The organism is Solirubrobacter ginsenosidimutans, assembly GCF_027587205.1.
The window spans coordinates 23,448-49,843 of sequence record NZ_JAPDOD010000024.1 but is presented as its reverse complement, the minus strand read 5'-3'; the positions used below and the strand labels follow the sequence as shown (position 1 = coordinate 49,843).

The window sequence follows — 26,396 nt, the reverse complement described above, 5'->3', positions numbered from 1 at the left end:
CGCCACCTTACCGATCCGCCATGGCTGACTCTCGCGACGACGAACAACCCGAGTACACGCTCTACCGCGCGAAGCCCCGGTTCCTGAGCCGCAACCGCGACGACGGCGGGCTGCGCGAGATGCAGCGCGACACCCCGCAGGGCTACGAGGAGACGCCGCCGCAACCGGGGCGCGCGCCCAAGCCCGGCCGTCGGCACCGCCGGCGCCCGCGGATCAGCCCGTGGCGGGTCCTGCGCTGGCTGATCGTCGCCCTCGTCGCATGGCTGGCGATCTCGCTCGTGCTGTTCCTCGTCTCCGCGCAGGTGCAGTCGTCGAAGGTCTCCGACGCCGCGGACAACGAGCTCGGCGGCGCGGGCTACCCGCTCACGTCACCCAACACGATCCTCGTCCTCGGCTCCGACGCGCGCACCAAGGGCTCCAAGGAGCCCGGCGCGCAGAAGATCGGCCAGCCGAGCCGCTCGGACAGCATCCTGCTCCTGCGGATCGGCGGCGGCCACAACGCGACGCTGAGCATTCCGCGCGACACCGTGGTCAACATCCCCGGCAGCGGCCAGAACAAGATCAACGCCGCGTACGCGATCGGCGGCCCCGCGCTGGCGATCCGCACGGTCGAGGCGTTCACCGGCATCCAGGTCAACCACCTGGTCGAGGTCAACTTCGAGAACTTCCCGCAGCTGATCGACGCGCTCGGCGGCGTGACCTACCGCGGGGGCTGCGTCGTCTCCAAGCTCAACGGCGGCTTCAAGAACGGCGGCTACACGCTGCGCCTGAAATCCGGCGAGCAGGAGATCAACGGCAAGCAGGCCCTCGCGCTCGCCCGCACCCGCCACAACGACTGCAACCCGAAGGAATCCGACCTCACCCGCGCGCGCCGCCAGCAGAAGATCCTCGGGTCGATCAAGGACAAGGTCAGCTCCTTCGAGACCTTCGTGCGCCTCCCCTGGGTCTCGTGGGCGGCGCCAAAGGCGATCCGGTCCGACATGTCCGGCCCGTCACTGCTCGGCCTGGTCGGCGCGGAGCTCTCCGCCGGCACCGCCAAGCCGACGGTCCTGAAGCCCACGGGCACGCTGACCCTGCCCGACGGCGGCGCCGGGCTCACGGTCGACGACGCGAGCAAGCGCGCGGCCGTCGACCGCTTCCTCGCCGGTTAACGCTTCACGGTCAGCGTGCGGTTGGCGGTGCCGATCCGTCCGTCCGCGCCGGTCGCGACGACCGCGACCCTGAACCTGACCGAGCGCACCTTGGCGAGCGCCTTGCGCGCCTTGGCGTTGAGCTTGACGGTGATCGTCGTGCCGGTCCCGCCCGCATGGCCGAGCTCGGTCGAGCGCAGCTTGAGCTTCTTCGCCGTCCGCTTGTCCACCTCGATCGCGACCGTCGCGCGGCAGCGGATCTCGCACCCCGGCCTGACCGTGAGCCCACGGGCGAGGAGCGCGCCGAGGCGCGGGGTGGCGAACCGTGCGTTCAGCCGCAGCGGCTTCGGAGGCGGGGGATTCTCGATCGGCCCGGAGGTCGGGTCGGGCGTGGGAGTGGGCGTAGGCGTAGCCTCCGGCGGTTCGCACGTGCAGACCGCATGCTGCACCTGCGCGTAGTCGATGCCGATGTCGCCGCCGGCGTCGGCGGCCCGGACCCCGACGAGGTAGGCAGTGGGGCTCAGTGGGACCGTGTCGCCCGTCGCGTCGTCGAAGACGCCGTCGTTGTCGAGGTCCCACTCGAGCGGACCCGAGAGAGCCCCGTCCGGATCCGACGCGGTGGCGGTCGCGGTCTTCAGGTTCGGCGCGATGTCGACCGCCACCTTCGGCGGAAGCGTGCCGACCGAGAACGTGTCGCGCACGGTACCGACGCCGCCCAGGTCGTCCTCGACGCGCAAGCCGAGCGTGTACTCGCGCGCCTGCGGCGTGAATGCTCCGAACGCGCCGGTCGCGTCGTCGTAGTCCCCATCGCCGTCGGTGTCCCAGGTGGCCGTGCAGCAGGGCTCGCCCACGTGGAGCAACTCGTAGAGCACGGTCGTGGGCCGCCCGGCGAGCAGCCGCGGCTCACCGATCTGCTCCGGCGTCGGGAAGACCTGCGGCAGGAACATCAGGTTCGCCTGCGGCCCGACGTTGCCGGGCAAGGGCTCGACCTCCTGCGTGCGGACGGTGGACCTGCCGGCGGCGTCGGTCGCCTTGACCGCGATCGCCACCGGCGTGGCGAACGCCCAGCGGTAGCCGTACTGGTCGTGCGCCGGAACGTCGTCGAACTGCCCGTCGCCGTCGAGATCGAAGGTGAGCGTCGAGCCCGGCTGCGACCGCGCGTCGAGGATCCATTCCTGGCCCGCCGGCCGCGGCGGCGAGAGCGTCAGCGCGCCGAAGCCCGGCCCGGCCGCGGGCGAGTCCGTGACCGTGATCGCGGTGTGGTCCACCCGCGACACGCCGCTGGCGTTCGTCACCTTCGCGCGCACGTCGTAGGTCCCGGGCGCCGTGTACGTGAACGTGCCGCGCGCATCGGTGATCGTGCCCGCCGAGGTGAACGTGTCGTCGAACGCGCCGTCGCCGTCCGCGTCCCAGTCGACCCTGAACCCCTCGCCGGCGGTGAAGGCCTTCGCTCGCAGGTCGATCGGCACGCCCGTGTACGCGCGCGGGACCTGCTCGAGCCGCAGCGACGGCGTCGCCGAGTCCGCGGACGCGACCGCGAGGAACGACGTCCGGGCGGTCCGCTTCACCCCGGAGCGGTCGGTCACGCGCACGCCCACCTCGTGCTCTCCCACCGTAAAGGCCTTCGCGATGCGCCAGCCGAGACGCCTGTCGTCCTCGAACGTGCCGTCGCCGTCGTAGTCGAACTCGTATTTCACGGCGTCGAGATCGGTGACCACGGCTTGCACATCGACCAGCTCGCCGGCGACGACAGGACGATTCGGGTCGTTCGCCGTCACGCGCACACCGAGACCCGGTGTCGGCACGAACGCCTGCAGCGGCGCAGTGGCCACCGTTGTCGCACCCGCCTCGTCGGTCGCGCGCGCCGCGATCACGACGGCGCCCGCCGTCAAGGCCGTCGTCTCGATCGTCGATCTGTTGGGGATCAGGAGGGTCTCGAAGCTGCCGTTGCCGTCGCGGTCGACGTCGACCCGCGGAGCGGGACCGTCCGGGTCGGCGGCGGTGACGCGAATGGTCTGGGACTGCCCGACCGTCGCAACACCGGAGCCGAGGTCGAGCTCGACCGTCGGGCGTGCGTTGAAGTCGTGGACGAGGAACGTGCGCGTCTCCGCGCTGGTGCGGCCGAAGGCATCGGTCGCCCGCACCCCGACGGTGCGTGTCCCGCTGGTGTAGATCTGCTCGGCCTTCACGCCGACGGCGTCGTCGAACGTGCCGTCGCCGTCGAGGTCCCACGCGTAGGTCACCCTGCGCCCGTCACTGCTCGCCGTGAGCTTGACGATCGAGCCCGCCCGTGGTGAGGCGGCGGACATCTGGATCGACACCAGCGGACGCTCACTCCGGCACAGGTCGCGGTAGAACTCGCCTTCCTTGTCGCACTCGGAGGCGGCGCCGGCGGATGCGGGCAGCACGACGAATGTAGTCAGGACCAACGCAGCAATTCGCATAGCCCCGCCAACCTACTGCCCTCCGTCCGGAATCGGACCGCGACAAATGGCTAAAGCAAAGCGGCGGCGACCTGCTCGCGGTGCCAGCCCGCGTCCCCGAACGCGTGGGCGTTCGCCTCCGCGCGCTTGAGGTAGAGGTGGAGGTCGTGCTCCCAGGTGAAGCCGATGCCGCCGTGGACCTGGAGTGAGGAGCGGGCGACGTTGACCGCCGCGTCGGAGGCGTAGGCCTTGGCGCAGTTGGCGGCCATGAAGGCCATCTCCGGGTCGTGGTCGAGCGCCCAGGCGGCCCAGAGCGTGACCGAGCGGGCGCCCTCGGTCTCGAGGAACATCTGCGCGCAGGCGTGGGAGACGGCCTGGTAGGAGCCGATCGCCCGGCCGAACTGCTTGCGCTCCTTGGCGTACTCGACCGTGGTGGCCGTGACCCGCGCGGCGACGCCCACCGACTCGGCGGCGGCCATCACCGCGATCGCGTGCCAGGCGCGGCCGAAGTGGTCACCCTCGATCTCGCTACCCGGGGCACCGTCGAAGCGGACGGTGAACAACGGGCGGGTGGTGTCCAGCGCGCGGGCGGGCTCGATCACGGCATCGGCGGCCGCGACCGCGAAGTGCCGGCCGCCCTCGGCGGTGACGACGATCGTGTCGGCCACGTCGGCGTTCGGGACCGCGATCTTCACGCCCGTGAGCTTTCCGTCGGCGACGGAGAGCGTGGGCGTCTCGGGATCGGCGCCACCGTCGGCGTCCCACATCGCGACCGTCCCGCGACCCTCGAGACCCGGATACAGCAGCTGCGCGGCCCACTGCGCGGCCAGCGGCGAAGGCGCGAGCGCGTAGCCGAGCTCCTCGGCCAGTACGGCGAGCTCGACGATCCCAAGCTCGGCGACGTCGAGCCAGCCCAGTTCGACGATGTCGTCCCAGTAGGGGTCGCTCTGGCCGTCGAGCGCGATCGCGCGGATCTGCTCGGGGGTGTAGCGGGCCGCGAGGAAGTCGCGCGCCGTGCGACGGATGTCGCGCTGGTCTTCGGTCAGATCGAAGTTCATCCGCGTGGCAACCCCAGGACGCGTTCGGCGACGATGTTCTTGAGGATCTCGGTGGTCCCGCCCTCGATCGAGTTCGCGCGGGCGCGCAGGAAGCGGTAGGTCCACTTGTCGTCGACCAGCTGGGCGCTCGGGCCTTTGACGTCCATCGCCAGCGTCGTCAGCGCCTGGTTGATGTCCGCCCACATCCACTTGCCGAGCGAGCCCTCAGGACCGGGCTCGCCGGACTTCAGCGTGCTCGTCAGCCCGCGGTAGGCGAGCAGGCGAAGCACCTGCGCCTCGATCGCGATCTGCGCGAAGCGCTGCCGGATCACCGGGTCCGTCGTGCCCTTCAGCTCGTCGGCGAGCTCGCCGAGCGCGACCTGCACCCGCGCCTGCAGCGCGAACGCCAGCCCCGCGCGCTCGTGCATCAGCGTCGTGATCGCCACCCGCCAGCCGTTGTCGACGCCGCCGACCACGTTCTCGACGGGAATCCGGGCTTCCTCGATGAAGAGCTCGTTGAACTCCGCCTCGCCGGTGATCTGGACGAGCGGGCGGATCTCGACGCCCGGCTGCTCCATGTCCATCAGGAAGTAGGTCAGGCCGCGATGCTTGGGCGCGTCCTGGTTGGTGCGCGCGAGCAGCATGCACCACTTCGAGTGGTGCGCGAACGTGGTCCAGACCTTCTGGCCGGTGACGACGTACTCGTCGCCCTCGAGCACCGCGCGGGTCTTGAGCGACGCGAGATCGGAGCCGGACTCGGGCTCGCTGAAGCCCTGGCACCACATCTCGTCGGCCGAGAGGATCGGCGCGAGGAAGCGTGCCTTCTGCTCGTCGGTGCCGTGCGCGATGACGGTCGGCCCGCCCATCGTCAGCCCGAGCACGTTCGCCATCTGGGGCGCGCGCGAGCGGGCGAACTCCTCGAACAGGATCGCCTGCTCGATCTGCGTCGCGCCGGCGCCGCCGTACTCGGTCGGCCAGGTCAGGCCGGCCCAGCCGCGGTCATTGAGCTTGCGCTGCCATTCGCGGCGGAACGCGAAGGACGCTTCATCGCCCTCCGGCTCCTTGCCCGGGTGATTTTCGGCGATCCACGACCGCAGCGTGTCGCGGAACTCTTCTTCGGCCGGCGAGAGCGTCAGGTCCACGGAGCGGAAACTAACACGCCGTCAACACGGGGCGTGTCAGGCGCTTGCCGCGGCCGGCTGGGCCACCTTGACCGGCGCGCGCTTGGGCCGCGACGCGATCGCGACGCCGCCCAGGATCAGCACGAGCCCGCCGATCGCCGCGGCCGTGATCTTCTCGTCGAGGAAGATGGCGCCGTAGAACAGGGCGATGCCCGGCGCGAGGTAGGAGACGAGCGCGGCGCGGGCCGGGCCGATGCCCGCGATCAGCTCGTAGTAGATGACGAAGGCGATCGCGGTGCCCACCGCGCCGAGCACGACGACCGCCGCGATCGCGCCGAGTCCGGGGGTGTGCCCGGGCGTCGTCGCGATCCCGATCGGCAGCGTCAGCAGGCCCGCGATCGTGACGCTGATCCACGAGGTCTGGACCGCGGCCAGCGCGCCGTAGCGGCCCTTGACGACGAAGCCGGAGAGGCCGTAGAAGAACGCCGCGCCGATCATCGCCAGCGCGCCCAGGAACTCGCTCAGGGTGTGCACGGCCTCGACGCCGACCACGAGCGCCACGCCCGCCAGGCCGAGCAGCATGCCCGCGCCCTGACGGCGGTCGATCGACTCGCTGGGCAGGATGAACGGCGCCAGCAGCGCGACGAACAGCGAAGCGGGCGAGATCAGCACCGCGGTCAGCCCGCTCGGCACCACGTGCTCGCCGAAGGTGATCAGCAGGAACGGCGCCGCCACGGCGGTCAGCGCCAGGATCAACGCCCACTTCGGCCGCTCCCGCACGTCGCGCAGCGTCGCGGGCGCGAGGCCGCGGGACTTCAGGACGGCGAAGAGCACCGCGGACGCGATCAGGCTGCGGGCGGACACGATCATCGCGGCCGAGAAGCCGTCGAGCGCGTACTTGATCAGGAGATAGGACCCGCCCCAGACCGCGGCCAGCGCGGCGAGGAGCGTGGCGTGGCGCGTGGACATAGCTGGAGTGTCGGCTCCGACGTCTCTAAGCGCAAATGATGATCCCTCCTACGAGGGATCAGGAACGCTTATGCGTCGGACTTGCTGGGCGTCGAGGGCGACGACGAGGAGGAAGAAGAAGAAGAGTCCGAGGACGTCGAGCTCGAGCCCGAGCTCGACGAGCTGTCGGACTTCTTCTCGGCCTGCTTGGCGTCGTTCTTGTTCGCGCCCGACTCAGCGGAGGCCGCCGTCTGGCGGTTGCGCTTGGCGGTGCCGTAGTCGGTGTTGTAGAAGCCCGAGCCCTTGAAGTGCACGGCGACCGGGTGGAAGACCCGTTGGACCGGGGCTCCGCAGACCTCGCACTCGGTCACGGGACCATCGGTCATCTTCTGCATCACGTCGAAGTGATGTCCGTTATCGCAGCGGTACTCGTAAATCGGCATCGGCGACGGTCGAGTATAGGCGCCTAAACTCCGCGTCCTATGCCCGCAGCCACCCTCGACGAGGTCGTCGCGCTCTGCAAGCGCCGCGGCCTGATCTTCCCGGCCTCCGAGATCTACGGCGGAATCGCCAACACCTACGACTACGGGCACTACGGCGTCCTGCTCAAGCGCAACGTCTCGGATCTGTGGTGGAAGGCGATGATCCAGGAGCGCGACGACATCGTCGCCCTGGACTCCGCGATCATCCAGCACCCGCGCACGTGGGAGGCCTCCGGGCATCTCGCGGGCTTCAGCGACCCGCTCGTGCAGTGCCTCGGCAAGTGCAAGCGGCGCTTCCGCCTGGACACGCTGCAGGAGGAGGCCGAGGCGCGCGGAGAGGATCCGGAGACCGTCAAGTGCCCGGTCTGCGGCGGCGACTTGACCGAGCCGCGCGCGTTCAACCTGATGTTCCAGACGACGATCGGCCCCGTCCAGGAGGACGGCTCGACGGTCTTCCTGCGCCCCGAGACCGCGCAGGGCATCTTCTTGGACTTCAAGACGACGCTGAGCTTCGCGCGCAAGAAGCCGCCGTTCGGCATCGCGCAGATCGGCAAGTCCTTCCGCAACGAGATCACGCCCGCGAACTTCATCTTCCGCACGCTCGAGTTCGAGCAGATGGAGATGGAGTTCTTCGTCCCGCCCGACGAGGCGCAGCAATGGTACGAGTACTGGTGCCAGGAGCGGCTGAACTGGTACACGCGGCTCGGCATCCGCAGCGAGAACCTGCGCCTGCGCCCGCACGATCCCGAGGAGCTCTCGCACTACTCGAGCGGGACGAGCGACGTCGAGTACCTCTACGCGGGCACGTGGCGCGAGCTCGAGGGCGTCGCCAACCGCGGCAACTTCGACCTCACGCAGCACTCGGAGTACAGCGGCAAGAACCTGGAGTACAAGGACCCGCAGACCGGCGAGGGCTACCTCCCGCACGTGATCGAGCCGGCCGCCGGCCTCGGCCGGACGGTGCTCGCGCTGCTCTGCGACGCCTACGACGAGGACGAGATCGGCGGCGAGAAGCGCACCGTGCTGCGGCTGCATCCGTCAGTCGCCCCCGTCAAGGTCGCGGTCCTCCCGCTCCTGCGCAAGGACGGGCACCCGGAGAAGGCGCGCGAGATCTACCTCGAGCTGCGCAAGCGGATGTCGACCGAGTACGACGAGGGCGGCAACATCGGCAAGCGCTACCGCCGGCAGGACGAGATCGGCACGCCGTACGCGGTGACGGTCGACCACCAGACGCTCGAGGACGGGACCGTGACGCTGCGCGATCGCGACTCGCTCACGCAGGAGCGGATCCCGGTCGAGGGCATCGCCGACGAGCTCGAAGGGCGTGTGACGAACCGCACGTAGTCCCGGGTCGCCGGGTGTAGGTTCGGCGGTATGTCCGCCGCCGGCTCGCAGGTCTCATACGAGGATCTCTACGCGCGCTGGGAGCGCGGCAACTGGCGCGCGCTGGAGATCGACTTCACCGAGGACCGGCGCCAGTGGCACGAGGTGCTGACCGAGCACGAGCGCCGCGCCGCACTGTGGAGCTACGCGATGTTCTTCCACGGCGAGGACGCCGTCGCCGACGACCTCGCGCCGTTCATCGCCGCCGCCCCGCGCGAGGAGCAGAAGTACTTCCTCGCGACGCAGCAGGTCGACGAGGCGCGCCACGCGATCTTCTTCAAGCGCTTCCTGCACGAGGTCGTCGGGCGCGGCGACGGGTCGGTCGCGGGCGGGCTGCGCGCGACCGAGCCGGAGCTGACCTGGGGCTTCCGCAAGACGTTCGCGCTGCTGGACGAGATCACCGGAGCGCTGCGGACCGACACGAGCCGTGTCGCGCTCGCGCGCGCGGTGACCATGTACCACGTCGTCGTCGAGGCGCTGCTCGCGCAGCCCGGCCAGCACTTCATCTCCGACTACCTGGAGCGCCGCGACCTGTTGCCCGGCTTCCGCGAGGGCATGCGCCTGGTCGCTCTGGACGAGCAGCGCCACATCGGGTTCGGCGTCAAGCTGCTGCACGACCTGCACACGGAGGACCCGGGCGTACGCGACGCCGTCGCCGACCTGATCCGCCGCGTGACTCCGTACTCGCTGGCGGTCTTCATCCCGCCCAACTGGGACCGCTCCTACACCGAGTGCTTCGGCTTCACGCTGGAGGAGATCTACACCGAGGGCGCGCGCTCCTTCGAGGCCAAGCTGCGCTCCGCCGGCCTGCCGCTGGAGTCGCTCCCGGGCCCGTCGATCTTCCCGCTGGAGATGAGCGCCGCCGAGCGCGCCGACTACGGCCTGGCGATGCTACGCGCCGGGTTCATCGGCCCGCCCAACGGCGCCCCGCCGCGCGACCCGGTGGCGATGGAGCTGTTGTTCACCTCGATCGCCCGCGCGGTCGACCACCGCAGCGCGCCGGCGGGTCCGTTCACCGTGCAGTGGGAGTTCGCCGACGCGGAGTCCTGGCACGTCCGCGTCGACAACGGCTCGACCGCTGCCGCCCCGGGCCGAGCGCCGGAGATCGACGTCGAGTTGCGCGTGCGCTACGAGGACTGGGTCGACATCGTCGCGCAGCGCCTGGACGCGCGGAGGGCGCTGGCGACGGGCAAGCTTCGCGCGCACGGCTCCCCGCGCGCTCTGTGGGCGGCGCGGAGCCTCTTCTAGCCCCCGGGTCGGAAGGGACGAAAGTCAACTGCGCCGGGTGGGGAGGGGGGAGTGGCGAGCCACCCGTCCTGGGCTGCCGTGAGTCCGCTGCGCGGCTCGGCTCTGTCGCCCCGAATTCTCGCGCCGGGATACCGACAGTTACGGGCCACGGGGACAGAAAAGTGCGTTCTCACGCGCGCCGCTCACCCGCCGGCGCGGATTGCGAAGGGGGTGCGTAACGAGAACGTCCTGTCAGGAACTTCTCGTTACGCACCCCCACCTGCGCGCCAGCTCGACCAGTGCGAACCTAATCGAAACCCGCGATCCGCGCCTCGAACGCGCACGGTCGACCACGGCGACCGGGACAAGGCGTGCGAGGGACACACTTTCCGTCTCCGTAGCCCGTAACTGTCGGTATCCCGGCACGGCAATTCGAGGCACCAGAGCCGAGCCGAGCGGCGGACGGCGGGAGGCAGCAACGAAGGGCGAGCCACTTCCCCCTCCCCCACCCGGCGCAGTTGACTTTCAAGCACCTCTAGCCCAGCAGAAGCGCCGCGACCGCGCGAGCGTCGGCCGCCGCGCCCGGGTCGCCGCGGACGAAGGCCACCGTCGTCGCTCCCTCCACGAGCACCAGCAACTGCCGTGCGAGGGCCTCGGCGTCGCCGGTGAGCTCGCGCAACAGGGCGAGATGGCGCTCGAGATGCCAGGCCGCGATCGCCCGCGCCTCGCTGTGCACGCCGCGCGCCTCGACGGCGCCGTTGACGAGCGCGCAGCCCGCGAAGGCCGGCTCGGCGAACCATGCGCCCAGCGCGTCGAAGAGCGCGAGGATCCGTTCCGTCGGGCTCAACTCGGGGCGAGCGGACACCTCGCGCAGCCACGCCGACACGCGGTCGCTGCGCCGGCGCAGGAACGCCGCGACGAGCGCCTCCTTGGAGTCGAAGTGGCGATAGAGCGTGACTTTCGACACGCCCGCCTCCGCCGCTAGCTCGTTCACACCGACGGCGAGCGTCCCACGCTCGTAGAACACCCGCGACGCGGTGTCGAGGATCCGGGCGCGCGTGGCCGCGGGGTCCAGCGGCTCGCCCTTGGCGACGGGCACGGCGTTACACGGCCTCGAGCACGACGTCGGGCCGGTCGCGGTGCACGGAGTGCCCGGCTCCCGCGACCATGCGATACTCGACCAGCGGATTGCCGGCGCCCAGGTGCGACCCGGCCATGCCCCCGAGCGCCGGGTCGCCGCCGAGGATCAGGGTCGGGACGCGCAGGCGGTCGGCGAGCGCTCCGTGGTGCCAGGGCGCGTTGTCGAGCATGATCCGCTCGACGGCGCCGGGGTCGGCCTGGCGCCCGGCCAGCGCCTTCGCGCGCACGCACTCGTCATGCCACCCGGGATTCTCGGCCCGGATCGCCTCCTCCGTAGCGGGGTCGCGGGCCTCGTCGACCACGCTCTCCAGCACCGCGGGGAAGTCCTCGTCGGCGATCTCCAGGACCGGGTCGAGCAGGATCAGGCGGCGCGCGAAGGCCGGATCGGCGACGGCGGCGTGGGCCGCGATCAGGCCGCCGAGGGAATGGCCGATCACCAGCTCCCAGCCGCTGCCGAGGCCTGACGCGAAATCCGCGGCGCGATAGCTCGCCGCGCGCGGGGCTTCGCCGTGCCCACGGAGGTCGGGCGCGACCACGCCGCGCTCTGCGAGCGCCTCGCCCAGCCGCCACATGGTCGCGCCGGACGACGTGATGCCGTGGATGAGCAGGACGCGGGCCGGCTCGGGTCCCCATCGGTGAACGCTCGACATGGAACCGAATGGTATGTACCGTTCTGTTCCATGTCAACGCGCCTGTGGTGCGCCGTGCTTTGCGGCTACCTCGCCCTCGGCGCGACGATCCAGGCGCTTCCGGCGATCGTGGACGGGAGGCCGGGAACGGTCGGCCTGCTCGTGACGCTCGCGGCGGCGGCGACCGCGGTCGCGCGCCCGTTCGCGGGCCGGCTCGCCGACCGCGGCGACGGCGGGACCGTCGCGCTGGCCGGGGCCGTCCTCGTGGCGACGGGGATGCTCGGCCATCTCGCGGCGGACGGCCCGGCGCAACTGGCGGTCGCCCGGTTGGTCGTCGGAGCGGGCGAGGGCGCCCTGTTCACCGGTGCGCTGGCGCGCGTGCTCGCGGACGCCCCGGTCGAGCGGCGCGGGCGCCTGATCGGTCACTTCGGCCTGTCGATGTGGGGCGGCCTGGCCGCGGGGCCGCCGCTCGCCGCGGCCGTGGCCTCGGCGGCGGGGGCGAGAAGCGCTCTGTGGCTGGCGGCGGCGGCCGGAGCGCTCGCGGTCGTGCTCACTGTCGGAGTCAGGTCGCCGGGAGGCGGCTTCCGGGGCGGGGCCTCACCGCTCCTCCCCCGCGCCGCCCGGCGGCCCGGTGCGATCCTCGGGCTGGCGTCGTTCGGCTACGGGACCGTGAACGCGTTCGCGGTGCCGGCGGCCGGCACGCTCGCCCTCGCCGTGTTCGCCGCGGCGTTCCTCGCCGTCCGCCTCGCGGGCAGCCGCTTGGTCGACGACCTCGGGCCACGCACCGTGATCCTGCTCTCGACCGTCCTGGAAGCCGCGGCGCTCGCGGGCGTGGCGTCCGGCACCGGCGCCCTCGCCGCGCTTGCCCTCGCCGGCGCGTCCGTCGCGCCGGTGTTCCCGGCGCTCGCCGTCTGGGTCGTCGAAGCCGCGCCCGAGCGCGAGCGCGGCGCCGCCGTGGGCGCGATGACGTCGTGCTGGGACGCCGGCATCGCCGCCGCGGGCCCGGCCGGCGCGGTGCTCGTCGCGCATGGCGACCTCGCTCCCGCCTTCCTGCTCGCGTCGGCGCTGGCCGCGTTCGGAGCGCTGACCACCGCCGCGACTAGGAGGATCCCTGATTTAGGGCGCGCCGTGGCCTAGCAGAGTGCGGCGCATGACCTACCGCAGCGCCGCCGTCGCGGCCCTTGGCGTCTTCGCGATCGCCGCCGGCCCGGCATCCGCGGCCACCCCGAAGAAGAACACCATCACCGCCGTCGGCGGGATGCAGGTGAAGGCCAATCAGTACGTGCAGGACGCCCAGCACTGGGACGCCGACAGCTATGACGTCAAGTCCGGTGACACCGTCACGCTGCGCGACAAGTCGACCGGCGGCCAGCCGCACTCGCTGTCGCTGGTGAAGAAGCTGCCGAAGACGGCGGCGCAGATCATGGGTTGCGAGGCGTGCGGGCCGCTGATGGCCGCGCACGAGGCCAACCCGGAGACGGGCGAGGTCGGCAAGGCGGTCGTCGAGGCCGGGGGCGACGGGTTCGACACCGGCGGCGACAAGACCGCCGCCGGCGACTCGATCTACCTGCCGCCCAAGGGCAAGGTGAGCTTCAAGGTCACCGCGAAGAAGGGCACGACGCTGAACTTCATCTGCGCCGTGCACCCCTGGATGATCGGGACGATCAAGGTCAAGTAGACCGACGGGTGCGGGCCGCCACGCGCGGCGGCCCGCACCAGGCTCGGATCAGTCCGCCGCGGCGGCGTTGTAGACGCTCTGCGCCACGCTGTCGAGGTAGGGGCCGTACATCACGTTCGGCTGGTTGTCGTACCCGTAGGAGTTCTCCGAGTACAGGTTCCCGCCGACGATCCAGCCGCCGCCGCTGGAGCCGCCGGTCATGTCGCACCCGATGCCCATCGTGGCCGGGCTCGCGCCGCTGTCACTCGCCTGCAGCGGCGAGTTGCAGGTCCACAGGCGCTCGCCGGTGAACGGCGGCGCGGCCGGATAGCCGTAGGACACGTAGTTCTGCGAGCGGTTGTAGTTGAAGCTGATCCCGCGCCCGCCGACGCGATCGGTGAGCGCGGTCCCGCCCGCCGGCGCGACGACCGCCGCGCCGAAGTCGTAGCTGAAGTCGCCGCTGTTGCCCCAGGCGGAGCTCGTGAACAGGTTGTCGGCGACGTAGACGCCGAGCGGGGCCGTGCCGTCCTTGTAGGCGGGTACGAACTCCCAGTTGGTGGCGAAGTCGCCCGGGCCTTCGTTGACGCAGTGCCCGGCGGTCCACACGACGCTCTTGTTGCCGCTCAACAGCGCCGTGCCCGAGCAGACGTAGTCCACGCCTCCCAACGTGAAGAACACCTTGCCGTGGGTGCGCGTCGGCGCATTCGTATACGGCGTGGTCACCTCCTGCGAGGTCCACGGCAGCGGCGCGGGCTGCGACTTGGACTGCGTGCCGTCCGCGTTGATGATGCGCGCGGCCGGCTTGGCGGATTGCATGCGGTCGGAGGTCCAGTAGTCCTCGACCGACGCGCGCGACGCGTCGCTCGAGGGCCCGCTCTCCATCACCTGCGCGTGTGCCGGCCCAGCCAGCACGAAGGTCGCCAGCAGAGCCGGCGCCAGTGTGAGACGTCGCAAGATTGCCTCCCGAAAGGGACGTCTATTTCTCACCAAGGACCCGGGACACCCCTGCCACCGAGCTTGATGACGTGACGTCAACGTAGCGCGAAGGTGTGACTAACCGAACCATTCGGCGGGGATCGCTCGCTAGTTTCGCCTCAATGAGCGATCACGCGATCGCCGTGGAGGGGCTCGAGAAGTCATACGGGCCGGTGAAGGCGCTGTGCGGAGTGGACTTCGCGGCGCCGACCGGCTCGATCCTCGGCCTCCTGGGTCCAAACGGCGCCGGAAAGACCACTGCGGTACGCATCCTGGCAACGTTGCTGAAGCCCGACGCGGGCAGCGCCCGCGTCGTCGGGCTGGATGTCGTGGGCGACGCCGACGCGTTGCGCACCAAGATCGGCCTCGCGGGCCAGTACGCGGCGGTCGACGACAATCTCACGGGGTTCGAGAACCTCGAGATGGTCGGGCAGCTGTACCACCTGCCGCGCGCCGAGGCGCGGAAGCGATCGAACGAGCTGCTCGAGCGCTTCGAGCTGACCGAGGCCGGCGGGCGCCCCGCCAAGACGTACTCGGGCGGCATGCGGCGGCGGCTCGACCTCGCGGCGGCGCTCGTCTACCGCCCGCCGGTGATCTTCCTCGACGAGCCGACGACGGGCCTCGATCCGCGCGCCCGCTTCGGCATGTGGGAGACGATCGAGGCGCGCGTGGCCGAGGGCACGACGGTGCTCCTTACGACGCAATATCTCGAGGAGGCCGACCGGCTCGCGGATCAGATCGTCGTGATCGACCACGGCAACGTGATCGCCGAGGGCACCTCCGACGAGCTCAAGGACCGCATCGGCAGCGAGCGGCTCGACGTGACGCTCGAGCCCGGCGCCGACCCCGAGGCCGCGATCGCCGCCCTGGCGGAGTTCGCGAACGGCCGCCCGAGCCACGAGGACGGCGTCGTGCACGTCCCGATCCGCAGTCGCACGGGCGTGATCGCCGAGGCGGTGCGACGCCTCGACGGCGCGGACGTCGGCATCGACGACATCGCGCTGCGCCGCCCGACGCTCGACGACGTCTTCATCACGCTGACCGGCCACGCGGCCGAGGAGCGCGCCGAGGCGGAGGAGGCGGCCGCGCTATGAGCGTCGCGTACACCGTCTCGGACACGTTCGTCCTCGCGCGCCGCAACCTCAAGCGGATCCCGCGCCAGCCCGACCTGCTGATCGCCTACACGATCCAGCCGGTGATGTTCGTGCTGCTGTTCATCTACGTCTTCGGCGGCGCGATCGTGACGCCCGGCTTCGACTACGTCGACTTCCTGATCCCGGGCATCATCGTCCAGTCGATCGCGTTCGGCGGGTTCGTCACCGCGCTCGGACTGTCCGAGGACGTGCAGAAGGGCCTGATCGATCGGTTCCGGTCGCTGCCGATGTCGCGCGCCGCGGTGCTCACCGGGCGGACGCTCTCCGACGTGGTGTTGAACTGCCTCTCGCTGACCGTGCTGCTCGTCGTCGGGATCATCTGCGGGTTCAACTTCCAGGACACGACGGCGGCCGAGGTCGTGCTGGGGATCGTCCTGCTGCTGCTGTTCGGCTACGCGTTCTCGTGGGTGTTCGCGCTGGTGGGGCTGTTCGCGTCCTCGCCGGAGACCGCCAACGCGATCGGCTTCACGGCGATCTTCCCGCTGACCTTCGCGTCCTCGGCGTTCGTGCCGGCGGAGTCGATGCCGGACGGGCTCCAACAGTTCGCGAACGCCAATCCGTTCACGACCGTGGTCGACGCGGTGCGGTCGCTCTGGCTCGGCACCCCCGCCAACAGCGACGTCTGGATGGCGTTCGTGTGGGTCGCGGTGCTGCTCGTCGTGTTCGTGCCGCTGTCGATCCGGCGATATCGGCAGGTCGCCGCCAAATAGGGGTCTGGCACACTCACAAGGTGCGCATTCGGCTTCTCGGGGTGGTCGTCGCGGTGGGTGTGGCGGCGGCCACGCTGGTGACGGCCGCTCCCGCGCAGGCGCCCGCGAAGGCCGCGGCGGCCGTCGTCTCCGGCGACCTCGGGCGCGTCTCGGCCAAGCACGTCTCCGGTGGCGGGTCCACGAGCGGGAGCATTCCCACCAAGCTCCCGAAGGGCATCGTGCTCGGCGACGGCTTCTACAGCCTCTCGACCTCGTCGAGTGACGGGACCGCGCTGGCGCAGGCCGAAGCCGACGACATCGAGCTCTTCGGCGGTGCGGTCACCGCCTCGCTCGTCTCGCGCACGGCGAGCGCCAAGGCCTCGGGCGTGAAGTACCGCGGCACGGTGCGCGACCTGGTGCTGGGCGAAGACGACATCGGCTCGGTGTCGAGCACGAAGACGTACACGTTCGACGCCGGCAAGGCCGTCGTCAACAAGGACGGGGCGGGGCTGACGGTCACGCTGACCGACGACCTCAACGGGTTCCCGGCCGGGACCACGGTCGTGGTCGCCGACGTCTCCGCGAGCGCCGGCCCCGCCGGCACGCCCGCGGCCACCGCGACGGCGACGGCGACGCCGACCGTTGCACCCACCTCGACCGCCACGCCCGAGCCGACCGCCACGCCGAAGCCGAAGAACACCACGCCCGCGTGGAAGAAGCGCCTGATGACGACGCGCTTCGTCTTCCCGGTCGGTGGCAAGACGACGATCGGCGGGCCGTTCGGCGCCTTCCGCGCCGACACCGGGTTCCACGAGGGCAACGACCTCTTCGCCGACTTCGGCACGCCGGTGGTGGCGGTCGCCGACGGGGAGCTGGCCAACGTCGGGTCGCTCCCGATCTCCGGCAACCGCCTCTGGGTCTACGCCGACAGCGGCGATCAGTTCTTCTACGCGCACCTGGCGTCGTTCTCCCCCGCCGCGGTCGATGGGCGCCACGTCGAGGCCGGGACGATCCTCGGCTATGTGGGTAACACGGGGGACGCTGAACCGACCCCGCCCCACCTGCACTTCGAGATCCACCCGGACGGTGGCAAGGCCGTCGATCCCAACCCGTTCCTCGTCGCCTGGCAGAAGCGCGCCGGCGCCGCCCTCACCGATACCGCCGAACGCCCCGGCGCGCTCGTCGAGGTCCGCGACTTCATAGGAGAAGGATGAGCACCGAAGACGCGCCGAAGCCCACGCTGGTGGAGCGCATGCGCGCGCAGCGCGAGGTGCACGCGAGCCGCCCGCTCTACCTGCGCGTGCTGATCGCGGCGGCGGGCTTCACGCTGCTCTTCGCGGGCGTCGCGATGCTCGTCCTCCCGGGCCCGGCACTCGCGGTGATCCCTGTCGCGCTGGCGATCCTGTCGCTCGAGTTCGCCTGGGCGGGGCGGGCGCTGGAGACCGCGCTGGAGAAGGCCGAGCAGGCCAAGCAGTCGGCCAAGGAGACCACCCGCTTCCAGCGGATCATGGTCGGCGTGGCGATCGCCCTGGCCGTGGTCGCCGCAGTGGTCGCGTCGATCCTGTGGGAGATCCCGGTCGTCCCCTACACCTAAACCCCACCTAAGGGGTCTGGCCCCTTATCCGCGCTTTAGGTTCGGATCGCGGCGTTGATTGGCTCTGCGCCGCGCTCGGCCACCTAAAGGGAACCTAAGGGGTCTGGCCCCTTAGGTGGGGTTTATCTTCAGCGGAGGAGGCCGAGGCTGCCGGTGAGGCGGCGGAGGGTCTTGCCGTCGCCGTAGAACGCGAGGCCGAGGTAGTCGGGCGCGTCGGTCTCGGCGACCAGCGCCCGGAAATGCTCGTAGTCGGTCGTCGTCTGGCCCGAGCGCGGGAAGCCGATCACGCCGACCTCGGCCTGCAGCGCGCGGGCGCGGAGGTCCGGCAGCGCGTCGGCCGCCGCCCGCAGGACCGGCAGACCGGTCGTGATCAGGCCCGGGTGGCGCTCGCCCGCGCCGTCCACGAACTCCTCGCCGACCAGCGCCGGCACCTTGGTCCCGAGGGTCAGCGCCATCACCGCGGCGGCGTTCGCCGCCAGCCCGGGCGCGAGCGCCTCGTCGACCACCACCACGCATCGCGTTCCGTTCGTCATCGCGTCACAATGAGAGCACAGCTGCGGACAAACACGCCGAACTCCGCACGATCAACGGAGACTTACGCGAATGCCACGACTTGATGCGACGGACTGGGCGATTCTCGACGTCCTGCAGGACGATGCACGGACCAGCAACCGCGACCTCGCGACCGCCGTCCACGTCTCCCCCTCGACCTCGTCGGAGCGCGTCCGGAACCTGAAGGCCGACGGCGTCATCCGCGGCTACCACGCCGACGTCGACTACGGCGCGCTCGGCCGCCATGTGCAAGCGCTGACCGCGATCACGCTCCGGCCGCCGCGGCGCGAGATCGTCGAGGCCTTCCGCAACTGGGTCTCGACGCTGCCCGAGATCGTCGGCGTGTTCGTCGTCTCCGGCTCGGCGGACTTCCTGCTGCACGTCGCGGTGCCGGACACCGACGCGCTCTACGCCTTCGTGATCGATCGCCTGACGGAGCGCGAGGAGGTCGCCGACGTCAACACGTCAGTGGTGTACGAGCACATTCGGCGCACGGTGCTCGAGCCGCTTGCGCTCGACGCGTGAGCCGAGCCAGACCAAGGGCGCGAGCAGGAGCCGCTGGACGCCGACGGTGAGCAGCGGCGCGTGCGCCTCCTGGTCGTAGCGGCGCGCCAGCGAGGCCAGCGTGAGCGGGTTCCGCGGCAGGCCGCGGCGCGTCAGCTTGCCCGCCTCGGCGAGCGCGACGACCTCGGCGAACATGTCCTCCATCGCCAGCGCGGGGCGGACCTCGACGCGCATCCGCGCCTCGCCGCGACCCGCGTTGCCGAACCCGTGGGCGACGCCGGGCGGCGCTTCGACGACCTCGCCCGCACCCGCCACGAAGGTGCGCCGGCCGAGCCGGAAGCGCACGCAGCCGGAGATGACCTCGAAGCGCTCGGTCTGGATCGGGTGCACGTGCGGGATCGGGACCTTGCCGCCCGGTCGCAGCGCGAAGTCGAACGCCAGCAGCTCGCCGCCCGTGCTGGCCGCGGTGTGGATGAACTCGAAGCGCTCGCCGGTGACCGGGTTCTCGATGCTGTCGCCCGGGAGGATCATGCCCACGCCCCCGAAGCGGCGGTGACCCGCGCGTACTCGCCGAAGTCCCGCGGCGCCCGCCCCAGCGCGCGACGCACGCCGTCCTGCGGCTCCACGTTGCGCCCGTCGAGCACCTCGCGGAACAGCCACGAGACCAGCACGGCTTCGTCCTCCGGCACACCCGCCGACAGCATGCCGGCGTGGAACGCCTCACCCGGCACGGAGACGAAGCGCAGCTCGCGCCCGATCGCCGCCGCGATCTCCGCGGCAGCCTCCTCGAAGCGCAGCGCCCGCGGCCCGGTGAGCTCATAGATCTCGCCGTGGTGGCCGTCCTGCGTGAGCGCGGCGGTCGCCACGTCGGCGATGTCCTCAGCGTCGACGAACGGCTCCGGAACGTCGCCCGCCGGCAGCGCGATCTCACCCGCGAGGACGCCGTCGAGCAGGAACGCCTCGCTGAAGTTCTGCGCGAACCAGCTGCAGCGCACGACCGTCCACTCGGTGCCCGCGGCGATCACCTCCTGCTCGGCGCGCTGCGCCTCGGCCTCGCCGCGGCCGGAGAGGAGCACCAGCCGGCGCACGCCCTTGGAGGCGGCGAGCCGCGCGAACGCGCCGACGCGCTCGGGCGCGCCCTCGACCACGAGGTCGGGGAAGTACGAGATGTACGCGGTCTCGACGTCCTCGAGCGCGCCCGGCCAGGTCGTCGCGTCGTACCAGTCGAAGGGCAGCGAGCGCGAGCCGACGCGCACCTCGACGCCCTGCGCCTGCAGCCGCGCCACGATGCGGCGACCCGTCTTGCCCGTGCCGCCCAGAACCAAGGTGTAAGTGCTCATGACCGGCATTGAACTCGCGATCACGTAGACGTTCCATAGCTGGATTGCGCGAGTTCATGCGTCATCGTCTACAGTTCGTGGCATGGACGCTGTCGCCGGATTGCTCGACGGCCCCCGTGCGCGAGGCGCGTTCCTGCTGCGCTCGACGATGGACCCGCCGTGGTCGCTGCGGATCGAGGACGAGGCGCCGCTGACGCTCGTCGCGATCGTCCGCGGCGGCGCGTGCATCGTCCCCGTGGGCGGTGAGCCGACCTGGCTGCGCGCCGGCGACGTCGCCATCACCCGCGGGCCCGACCCGTACCTCGTCGCCGACGCGCCGGACACGCCGCCGCAGGCCGTGATCCTCCCCGGCGGCGAGTGCCGCACGCCGGACGGCCTCGAGCTCAAGTTGATGGACTTCCTCGGCACCCGCAACTGGGGCAACAGCGCCGACGGCGAGACCGTGATGCTGACCGGCACCTACCAGCTCGAAGGCGAGGTCAGCGGGCGCCTGCTGCGCGCGCTCCCGCCGCTGCTCACGCTCGGAGGCGACGCGTGGGAGACGCCCCTGATCGGCCTGCTCGCCGACGAGATCGTCAAGGACCTGCCCGGCCAGGAGGCCGTGCTGGACCGCCTGCTCGACCTGCTCCTGATCGCCGTCCTGCGCGAGTGGTTCGCCCGCCCGGAGGCCGAGGCGCCCGGCTGGTACCGCGCGTCCGCGGACCCGATCGTCGGCCCCGCCCTGAAGGCCCTGCACCAGGACCCCGCGCACCAGTGGACGGTGGAGGAGCTCGCCAAGGGCGCCGGCGTGTCCCGCGCCGCGCTCGCCCGCCGCTTCAACGACCTCGTGGGTGAGCCGCCGATGGCGTTCCTCACCGGCTGGCGGATCGCGCTGGCCGCCGACCTCCTGCTCGAGCCCGACGCGACCGTCGGCTCGGTCGCGGCGAAGGTCGGCTACGGCAGCCCGTTCGCGCTCTCGACCGCCTTCAAGCGCCTGCGCGGGATCAGCCCCAAGCAGTACCGCCTGACCGCGGCCTGACGAACGCTCAGCTGTCGATGTGCGCGTCGTCGTGGCGCGGCGTGGCCGCCCCCGGCGTCCAGCCCAGCGGCTCCAGCGCGTCCGCGACGCGCGGGGAGATCTCGCCCTCGCCGCCGGTCTGCGCCAGCCGCAGCTTCGGCTTGTCGTGCCGCGCCCGGACCTCGTTCAGCAGCTCCTCGGTCTTCTTCCAGCTGAGGGCGATGTGCGAGTCGTCGCGGGACCACGGCACGCCTGCGAGGCTCTTGTAGAGCTCGGGGTAGAACGACTCGTCGTGGATCAGGTCGCCCAGCGTCTGGAGGTCGTTGGCGAGCTCGCGTTCGAGCGCTTCGTTGCTCAGGGCCATGCCCTAGACCTTACGTCGGCGCGTACACCCGCACCACCACGCTCTTGCCGCGCGCGCAGGACGCCGCGTACGGCGAAGCGCCGTGGCCGCGGAAGCACGTCCAGGGTGAGGCCACCTCGTCGTCGCGCAGGAACGTCGTGACGACCCGCTTGACGGTGCGGCAGGCCACGTTCCCGCGCGTCTCGCGGACGTCGTAGCGGACGCCGTCGATGCGCGCCGTCAGCCCGCAGGCGCGGGTCGCGGCGTGACTCGCCGGCGTGAGCATGAGACCGGCCAGAGCGCACAATGCGCCCACGATGAGGGGTCGGAACATGCCCCGACCGTACGCCCCGCCGCCGCCCGCGACAATCGGAACGGCGCCCTGAAATTAGGTCGACTTGACGATCAGCAGCACCCCGGCGCCCACCGTCAACAGGGTCGAGGTGACCTGCTCTGAGGCGTACACGAGCTCCGAGAACTCGACGAGGTCCTTGGCGTGCGAGAGCGTGTTGTCGACGACGAGCAGGCCGTTCGGGCGCAGGATCCGGATCAGGTCGGGCCAGTAGCCCGCGTACAGCGGGCGCTCGGCGTCGAGGAAGATCAGGTCGAAGGCGGCGTCGGCGAAGCTCGCGAGCGCCTCCGCGGCGTCCTGGGTGCGGAGGTCGACGAACTCCTTCACGCCCGCCTCGGTCAGGTTGCTCGCGGCCTGGGCGGTCCGGTCGGCCTCGATCTCGAGCGAGATGACGCTGCCGCCGACGGCTTCGGCGGCGTCGCCGAGCCAGATCGTCGAGTAGCCGTTGGAGGTGCCGACCTCGAGCACCCGCGTGGCGCTCATGGCCCGCACGAGCACGCCGAGCAGCTCGGCGGTCTCGGGCTCCACGTTGCGCAGGCGCTGCAGGCGGTCCTCGCGCTGCTCGTCGTGTGCGCGGCCGTGCGCGTAGAGCTCGTCCAGGAAGGTCTGGCGGGTGGCGTCCATCAGGCTGAGGCCTCGTCGAGTCGGGTGATCTGATCCTCGCTCAGCGCGAGCGTGACGCCCGGGAGCACGGCCTGCAGCTGCTCGACCGTCCGGGCGCTGGCGATCGGCGCGGTCACGCCCGGCTTGGTCAGCAGCCAGGCGATGGCCACCGCCGCGACCGGGACTTCGTGCTCGGCGGCGACCTCGTCCAGCGCCGCCAGGACGGCCTCGCCCCGCGCATCCAGGTAGGAAGCGGCCTTCGACGCGCGCGGCGAGTCGCCGTTCGCCGACCCCGCTCGGTACTTGCCCGTGAGGAACCCCGAAGCGAGCGCGTAGTACGGCGCGACGTCGAGCCCGAACCGCGAGACGACCGGCGCGAACTCCTGCTCGTAGCCGGCGCGCTCGACCAGGTTGTAGTGCGGCTGCAGCCACTCGTAGGCGGCCAGCCCCTCGCGCTGCGCGAACTCCAGCGACTCCGCCAGCCGCTCGCCGGTCGTGTTGGACATCGCGACGTGCAGCACGCGGCCCTCGCGGACCAGCGCGTCGAACGCGCGGACGGTCTCCTCGACCGGCACGTCCCCGTCGTCCTTGTGGGCGTAGTAGAGGTCGATGCGGTCGGTCTGCAGGCGCTCCAGCGACTGGACCGCATGCGAAGCGATGTTGGCCGCGCCGAGCCCGCCGTCGGAGCCGACCTTGGTGGCGATGACGAGCGAGTCGCGATTGGACCGCGCCGTCATCCACTCGCCGATGATCGTCTCCGAGATGCCCATGTTCGGGCGCATGTAGGTGTCGGCGGTGTCGATGAAGTTCCCGCCCGCTTCGACGTAGGCGTCGAGGACGGCGAACGACGCTTCGCGGTCCGCGGTCCAGCCGAAGACGTTGCCGCCGAGGCAGAGGCCGTACACGTCGAGGTCCATGCCCGACACCCTACGAAACGAAAGAGGGCGCCCGGTGGGCGCCCTCCAAGACCTAGAGAATTAAGGCCGGCTTCATCAGGCTGCGGTGCCGGCGGGAGTCGGCGTAGAGGTGGTCGAGGTGTACTCGAACTCCTCCTCGGCGCCGAACAGCGCGTCGAGCACCTTCTTGCGCAGACCCTCGGAGACAACGAGGGCGACAGCGCCGCCGACGACGCCGAGCAGGATCAGACGGCCGAGGCCGCCGCCGCGCTTCTTCTGCTTCGCCGGCGCCTCGTAGAGGCCGACGCTGACATCGCGAACGCTGCCGGCAACGTCCTTGACGTGCTTCTGCAGCTTCTTGTCATCGAAGATCTGCTTGGCGGGGCTCTTCCCGGTGTTCAGCCGCCCATACGCGTCGCGAGCCGACTCGTACGCCTGGACGATGTTCTGTCGAAGCTCTTCGTCCTCGATCAGCTTCTGGACGTACGGGTTGGAGCGGGCTGATTGAGCCGCCTTCCCGGCCTTCTGCACCTTCTTGTTCGCCATCGCTCCCTCGCTCAACTCGCTTTCAAATGCGTGGTCTCGGCCGAGCATACCCAGGTCGGCCGTTGACGAGTGCGGCATCGAACACGTCACCGATCTCCTCGACCCATACGAACTCGAGGTTCTTGCGCAGTGCCTCGGGGATGTCGTCGAGGTCCGCCTCGTTGCGCGAGGGCGCCAGGATGCGCCGGACACCCGCGCGTTGCGCCGCCAGCGCCTTCTCCTTCAGGCCGCCGATCGGCAGCACCTGCCCGGTCAGCGTGAGCTCGCCGGTCATCGCGACGTCGTCGCGCACCGGCTGGCCCGTCACCAGCGACATCAGCGCGGTCGCCATCGTGATCCCCGCGCTCGGCCCGTCCTTGGGGATCGCACCCGCCGGCACGTGGACGTGCAGGTCATGGGTCGCGAACCAGTCGTCCGGCAGGTCGGCATGCCCGCGGACGTAGGAGAGCGCTGCCTGCGCCGACTCCTTCATAACGTCTCCGAGCTGACCCGTGATCGTCAGCTTGCCCTTGCCGGGCATCGCGGTCGCCTCGATGAAGAGCACGTCGCCGCCGACCGGCGTCCACGCGAGCCCCGTGGCCACGCCCGGCTCGGCGGTGCGCCGCTTCATGTCGGAGTGGAACCGCGCGCGGCCGAGCAGCTCGCGGACCTTCGGCGCGGTCACCGACACCTTGCGCTCGTGCGTCCCCAGAGCCACCGACAGCGCGACCTTCCGGCACGCGGACGCGATCTCGCGCTCCAGGCTGCGCACGCCCGCCTCACGCGTGTAGGAGGAGATGATCGCCTTCAGCCCCGCGTCCGTGAACGCGACCTGCGAGCGCTTGAGCCCCGAACGCTCGATCTGGCGCGGCACCAGATAGCGCTTGGCGATCTGGAGCTTCTCCTCCTCGGTGTAGCCCGCGAGCTGGATGATCTCCATCCGGTCGCGCAGCGGCGGCGGGATCGTGTCCAGCGTGTTGGCCGTGGTGATGAAGAGCACGCCGCTGAGATCGAACGGCACGTCGAGGTAGTGGTCGCGGAACGACGAGTTCTGCTCCGGGTCGAGCACCTCGAGCATCGCGCTGGCGGGATCGCCGCGGTAGTCGGCGCCCATCTTGTCGATCTCGTCGATCATGAACAGCGGGTTCTGGGCGCCGGCGTCGCGCAGCGCGCGGATGATCGTGCCCGGCATCGCCCCGATGTAGGTCCGCCGGTGGCCGCGGATCTCGGCCTCGTCGCGCACGCCGCCGGCGGAGATCCGCTCGAACTTGCGGCCCATCGCCCGCGCGATCGACTTGCCGAGCGACGTCTTGCCCACGCCGGGCGGGCCGACGAAGCACATGATCGACGAGCCCGATGGATCCCGCCCCCGCCCACCCATGAGCTTGCGCACGGCCAGGAACTCGAGGATCCGGTCCTTGACCTTGGTGATGTCGTAGTGGTCCTCGTCGAGCACCTCGCGGGCGTGGGCGAGGTCGAGGTTGTCCTCCGTGCGCTTGCCCCACGGGAGCGACGCGATCCACTCCAGGTAGGTGCGGATGACGCCGTGCTCGGCCGCGGCCTGCGGGAGCTTCTCCAGCCGCGAGAGCTCGCGGTCGGTCTGCTTGCGCACGTCCTCGGGCAGGGCGAGCTCCGCCAGTTGGGAGCGCAGGTCGTCCATCTCGGCCTCGGCCGGGTCCTTCTCGCCGAGCTCCTCCTGGATCGCCTTCAGCTGTTGGCGCAGGACGTATTCGCGCTGCGAGGACTCCATCTCCGACATGACCTGCGACTGGATCTTCGAGCCGATGGCGACGATGTCCAGCTCGCGCGCGAGCACCTCGCTCAGCCGCCGCAGGCGCTTGCTGACGTCGGTCTCCTCCAGCAGCGCCTGCTTCTCCTCGACCTTGATCCGCAGCGCGCCGGCGATCAGGTGCGCGAGCGCGGACGGATCCTCGAGGTTGGCGACCGCCATCTGCAGCTCTTCGGGGAGGTAGGGGACCTCCTCGATGATGTGCGTGAAGGTCTGCTGAACGTTGCGCATCAGCGCGGTCAGCTCCGGGCCTTCCTCGACCTCGTCCGGCAGCTCGGAGACCTTGGCCATCAGGTAGGGCTCCTCGCCCACCCACTCGTCGATCCGCACCCGCTGGCCCGCCTGGACGAGGATCCGCAGCGAGCCGTCCGGGACCTTGAGCATCCGCGCGACGACGCCCGCGACGCCGACGGTGTGCAGCTGGTCAGGCCCGGGGGTGTCGAGGTCCGGGTCCTTGGAGCCCAGCATCACCAGCATCCGGTCGCCGCTGAGGACGTCGTTGACGAGCTGGATCGAGCGGTCCTGGCCGACCGCGAGCGGCGTCAGCGTGTCCGGGTAGGTGACGGTGTCGCGCAGCGGCAGCACCGGAATGTGCTCGGGGAGCGCGACCGGCACGTCGTCATCGAGGACGGCGCTCATCTGTCCGTCGCGCGAATCGGGACGGTGCGCGGCCGCGCGGGCCGGCTGAGGGGCAATTCCACGGTCAGGATCCCGTCCTCGTAGGTGGCGTCGGCGTCCGTGGCGGGTCGCTGGCGTAGAAGACGTCGACGGCGGGCGAGAAACCGCCGCGGCGGCGCGGCGCGAGTCCGCGATCGAGCACGTCGCCGAACAGCTCGTCCATCTCTCGCCGCATCCGCTCGAAGTTGGCGAAGAGGTCCCGCTCTTGAGGCATTGCCGCCCGATGCT

Annotated in this window: 29 protein-coding genes; 11 read left to right on the top strand and 18 right to left on the bottom strand. The window is 70.9% G+C overall.

Features of this window, described 5'->3' with window-relative positions:
- The first annotated feature begins 20 nt into the window (after positions 1 to 20).
- Entirely contained in the window at positions 21 to 1,151 is a 1,131-nt protein-coding gene (locus OM076_RS23745; RefSeq protein WP_270042572.1) for an LCP family protein, read from the top strand.
- On the opposite strand, the gene OM076_RS23740 is transcribed toward OM076_RS23745, so the two are convergent.
- From OM076_RS23740 to OM076_RS23720, 5 genes are all read right to left on the bottom strand, one after another.
- Complete coding sequence (locus OM076_RS23740; protein WP_270042571.1) at positions 1,148 to 3,538, bottom strand: hypothetical protein; 2,391 nt, start codon at positions 3,536 to 3,538, stop codon at positions 1,148 to 1,150. The genes OM076_RS23745 and OM076_RS23740 overlap by 4 nt on opposite strands.
- A gap of 86 nt (positions 3,539 to 3,624) precedes the next feature.
- Positions 3,625 to 4,611, bottom strand: a complete 987-nt coding sequence (locus tag OM076_RS23735) for an acyl-CoA dehydrogenase family protein (RefSeq protein WP_270042570.1) — start codon at positions 4,609 to 4,611, stop codon at positions 3,625 to 3,627.
- Positions 4,608 to 5,732 carry an acyl-CoA dehydrogenase family protein gene (locus OM076_RS23730; RefSeq protein ID WP_270042569.1) on the bottom strand — a complete coding sequence of 375 codons (1,125 nt, stop codon included), beginning with the start codon at positions 5,730 to 5,732 and terminating at the stop codon, positions 4,608 to 4,610. The genes OM076_RS23735 and OM076_RS23730 overlap by 4 nt, the downstream gene beginning before the upstream one ends.
- A 36-nt stretch (positions 5,733 to 5,768) precedes the next feature.
- Positions 5,769 to 6,680: a DMT family transporter gene (locus tag OM076_RS23725; protein WP_270042568.1), complete on the bottom strand. Its 912-nt coding sequence runs from the start codon at positions 6,678 to 6,680 to the stop codon at positions 5,769 to 5,771.
- Positions 6,681 to 6,748: 68 nt separating this feature from the next.
- A complete protein-coding gene (locus tag OM076_RS23720; protein ID WP_270042567.1) occupies positions 6,749 to 7,102 on the bottom strand; it encodes an FmdB family zinc ribbon protein in 354 nt (117 codons plus the stop codon).
- 39 nt (positions 7,103 to 7,141) lie between these two features.
- Between OM076_RS23720 and OM076_RS23715 the strand changes: the two genes are divergently transcribed.
- A complete protein-coding gene (locus OM076_RS23715) occupies positions 7,142 to 8,485 on the top strand; it encodes a glycine--tRNA ligase (protein WP_270042566.1) in 1,344 nt (447 codons plus the stop codon).
- Between the two features lie 30 nt (positions 8,486 to 8,515).
- Positions 8,516 to 9,772, top strand: coding sequence for a ribonucleotide-diphosphate reductase subunit beta (locus OM076_RS23710; RefSeq protein WP_270042565.1), 1,257 nt, complete (start codon positions 8,516 to 8,518; stop codon positions 9,770 to 9,772).
- A gap of 514 nt (positions 9,773 to 10,286) precedes the next feature.
- Here the strand turns inward: OM076_RS23710 and OM076_RS23705 are convergent.
- Together OM076_RS23705 and OM076_RS23700 are read right to left on the bottom strand one after the other, a co-directional pair.
- Complete coding sequence (locus OM076_RS23705; RefSeq protein WP_270042564.1) at positions 10,287 to 10,850, bottom strand: TetR/AcrR family transcriptional regulator; 564 nt, start codon at positions 10,848 to 10,850, stop codon at positions 10,287 to 10,289.
- 4 nt (positions 10,851 to 10,854) lie between these two features.
- On the bottom strand, positions 10,855 to 11,541 hold the full coding sequence (locus OM076_RS23700; RefSeq protein ID WP_270042563.1) for an alpha/beta fold hydrolase: 687 nt from the start codon (positions 11,539 to 11,541) through the stop codon (positions 10,855 to 10,857).
- Between the two features lie 30 nt (positions 11,542 to 11,571).
- Here OM076_RS23700 and OM076_RS23695 point away from each other — a divergent pair, with 30 nt between their 5' ends.
- Positions 11,572 to 12,657: an MFS transporter gene (locus tag OM076_RS23695; RefSeq protein WP_270042562.1), complete on the top strand. Its 1,086-nt coding sequence runs from the start codon at positions 11,572 to 11,574 to the stop codon at positions 12,655 to 12,657.
- A 13-nt stretch (positions 12,658 to 12,670) separates the two neighbouring features.
- Complete coding sequence (locus tag OM076_RS23690) at positions 12,671 to 13,198, top strand: cupredoxin domain-containing protein (RefSeq protein WP_270042561.1); 528 nt, start codon at positions 12,671 to 12,673, stop codon at positions 13,196 to 13,198.
- A gap of 48 nt (positions 13,199 to 13,246) precedes the next feature.
- Here the strand turns inward: OM076_RS23690 and OM076_RS23685 are convergent, their stop codons facing one another.
- A complete protein-coding gene (locus tag OM076_RS23685) occupies positions 13,247 to 14,131 on the bottom strand; it encodes a hypothetical protein (RefSeq protein ID WP_270042560.1) in 885 nt (294 codons plus the stop codon).
- A gap of 143 nt (positions 14,132 to 14,274) precedes the next feature.
- Between OM076_RS23685 and OM076_RS23680 the strand changes: the two genes are divergently transcribed.
- From OM076_RS23680 to OM076_RS23665, 4 genes are read left to right on the top strand one after another with little or no spacing between them, the layout of a single operon-like run.
- Positions 14,275 to 15,246: an ATP-binding cassette domain-containing protein gene (locus OM076_RS23680; protein ID WP_270042559.1), complete on the top strand. Its 972-nt coding sequence runs from the start codon at positions 14,275 to 14,277 to the stop codon at positions 15,244 to 15,246.
- Positions 15,243 to 16,016 (top strand): ABC transporter permease, encoded by a 774-nt coding sequence (locus OM076_RS23675; RefSeq protein WP_270042558.1) that lies wholly within the window; start codon positions 15,243 to 15,245, stop codon positions 16,014 to 16,016. The genes OM076_RS23680 and OM076_RS23675 overlap by 4 nt, the downstream gene beginning before the upstream one ends.
- A 20-nt stretch (positions 16,017 to 16,036) precedes the next feature.
- A complete protein-coding gene (locus tag OM076_RS46285) occupies positions 16,037 to 17,209 on the top strand; it encodes a M23 family metallopeptidase (protein WP_270042557.1) in 1,173 nt (390 codons plus the stop codon).
- Positions 17,206 to 17,589, top strand: coding sequence for a PGPGW domain-containing protein (locus tag OM076_RS23665; protein ID WP_270042555.1), 384 nt, complete (start codon positions 17,206 to 17,208; stop codon positions 17,587 to 17,589). Before OM076_RS46285 ends, OM076_RS23665 begins: the two co-directional genes overlap by 4 nt.
- 128 nt (positions 17,590 to 17,717) lie before the next feature.
- Here OM076_RS23665 and OM076_RS23660 read toward each other — a convergent pair whose 3' ends face one another.
- Positions 17,718 to 18,122 (bottom strand): DUF2000 domain-containing protein, encoded by a 405-nt coding sequence (locus tag OM076_RS23660; protein ID WP_270042554.1) that lies wholly within the window; start codon positions 18,120 to 18,122, stop codon positions 17,718 to 17,720.
- A gap of 70 nt (positions 18,123 to 18,192) precedes the next feature.
- Here OM076_RS23660 and OM076_RS23655 point away from each other — a divergent pair, with 70 nt between their 5' ends.
- Positions 18,193 to 18,666, top strand: coding sequence for an Lrp/AsnC family transcriptional regulator (locus OM076_RS23655; protein WP_270042553.1), 474 nt, complete (start codon positions 18,193 to 18,195; stop codon positions 18,664 to 18,666).
- Here the strand turns inward: OM076_RS23655 and OM076_RS23650 are convergent.
- Both OM076_RS23650 and OM076_RS23645 read right to left on the bottom strand, forming a co-directional pair.
- Complete coding sequence (locus OM076_RS23650; protein ID WP_270042552.1) at positions 18,607 to 19,176, bottom strand: cupin domain-containing protein; 570 nt, start codon at positions 19,174 to 19,176, stop codon at positions 18,607 to 18,609. The two genes, OM076_RS23655 and OM076_RS23650, sit on opposite strands and share 60 nt — an antisense overlap.
- Positions 19,173 to 19,994 carry a Rossmann-fold NAD(P)-binding domain-containing protein gene (locus OM076_RS23645; RefSeq protein WP_372518074.1) on the bottom strand — a complete coding sequence of 274 codons (822 nt, stop codon included), beginning with the start codon at positions 19,992 to 19,994 and terminating at the stop codon, positions 19,173 to 19,175. The genes OM076_RS23650 and OM076_RS23645 overlap by 4 nt, the downstream gene beginning before the upstream one ends.
- Positions 19,995 to 20,067: 73 nt before the next feature.
- On the opposite strand from OM076_RS23645, the gene OM076_RS23640 reads away from it, so the two are divergent.
- The gene (locus tag OM076_RS23640) at positions 20,068 to 21,003 is read left to right on the top strand and encodes an AraC family transcriptional regulator (protein ID WP_270042550.1); all 936 of its coding nucleotides are present in this window, start codon (positions 20,068 to 20,070) and stop codon (positions 21,001 to 21,003) included.
- Between the two features lie 7 nt (positions 21,004 to 21,010).
- On the opposite strand, the gene OM076_RS23635 is transcribed toward OM076_RS23640, so the two are convergent.
- From OM076_RS23635 to OM076_RS23605, 7 genes are all read right to left on the bottom strand, one after another.
- The gene (locus tag OM076_RS23635; protein WP_270042549.1) at positions 21,011 to 21,346 is read right to left on the bottom strand and encodes a hypothetical protein; all 336 of its coding nucleotides are present in this window, start codon (positions 21,344 to 21,346) and stop codon (positions 21,011 to 21,013) included.
- A 10-nt stretch (positions 21,347 to 21,356) separates the two neighbouring features.
- On the bottom strand, positions 21,357 to 21,659 hold the full coding sequence (locus OM076_RS23630; protein WP_270042548.1) for a hypothetical protein: 303 nt from the start codon (positions 21,657 to 21,659) through the stop codon (positions 21,357 to 21,359).
- A gap of 54 nt (positions 21,660 to 21,713) precedes the next feature.
- Positions 21,714 to 22,301: an O-methyltransferase gene (locus tag OM076_RS23625; protein ID WP_270042547.1), complete on the bottom strand. Its 588-nt coding sequence runs from the start codon at positions 22,299 to 22,301 to the stop codon at positions 21,714 to 21,716.
- Entirely contained in the window at positions 22,301 to 23,197 is an 897-nt protein-coding gene (locus OM076_RS23620; RefSeq protein WP_270042546.1) for an aldo/keto reductase, read from the bottom strand. Before OM076_RS23620 ends, OM076_RS23625 begins: the two co-directional genes overlap by 1 nt.
- Before the next feature lie 75 nt (positions 23,198 to 23,272).
- Positions 23,273 to 23,722, bottom strand: coding sequence for a hypothetical protein (locus OM076_RS23615; RefSeq protein ID WP_270042545.1), 450 nt, complete (start codon positions 23,720 to 23,722; stop codon positions 23,273 to 23,275).
- 22 nt (positions 23,723 to 23,744) lie between these two features.
- Positions 23,745 to 26,129: an endopeptidase La gene (gene lon, locus OM076_RS23610; protein ID WP_270042544.1), complete on the bottom strand. Its 2,385-nt coding sequence runs from the start codon at positions 26,127 to 26,129 to the stop codon at positions 23,745 to 23,747.
- A gap of 64 nt (positions 26,130 to 26,193) precedes the next feature.
- Complete coding sequence (locus OM076_RS23605; RefSeq protein ID WP_270042543.1) at positions 26,194 to 26,382, bottom strand: hypothetical protein; 189 nt, start codon at positions 26,380 to 26,382, stop codon at positions 26,194 to 26,196.
- Positions 26,383 to 26,396: the final 14 nt, after the last annotated feature.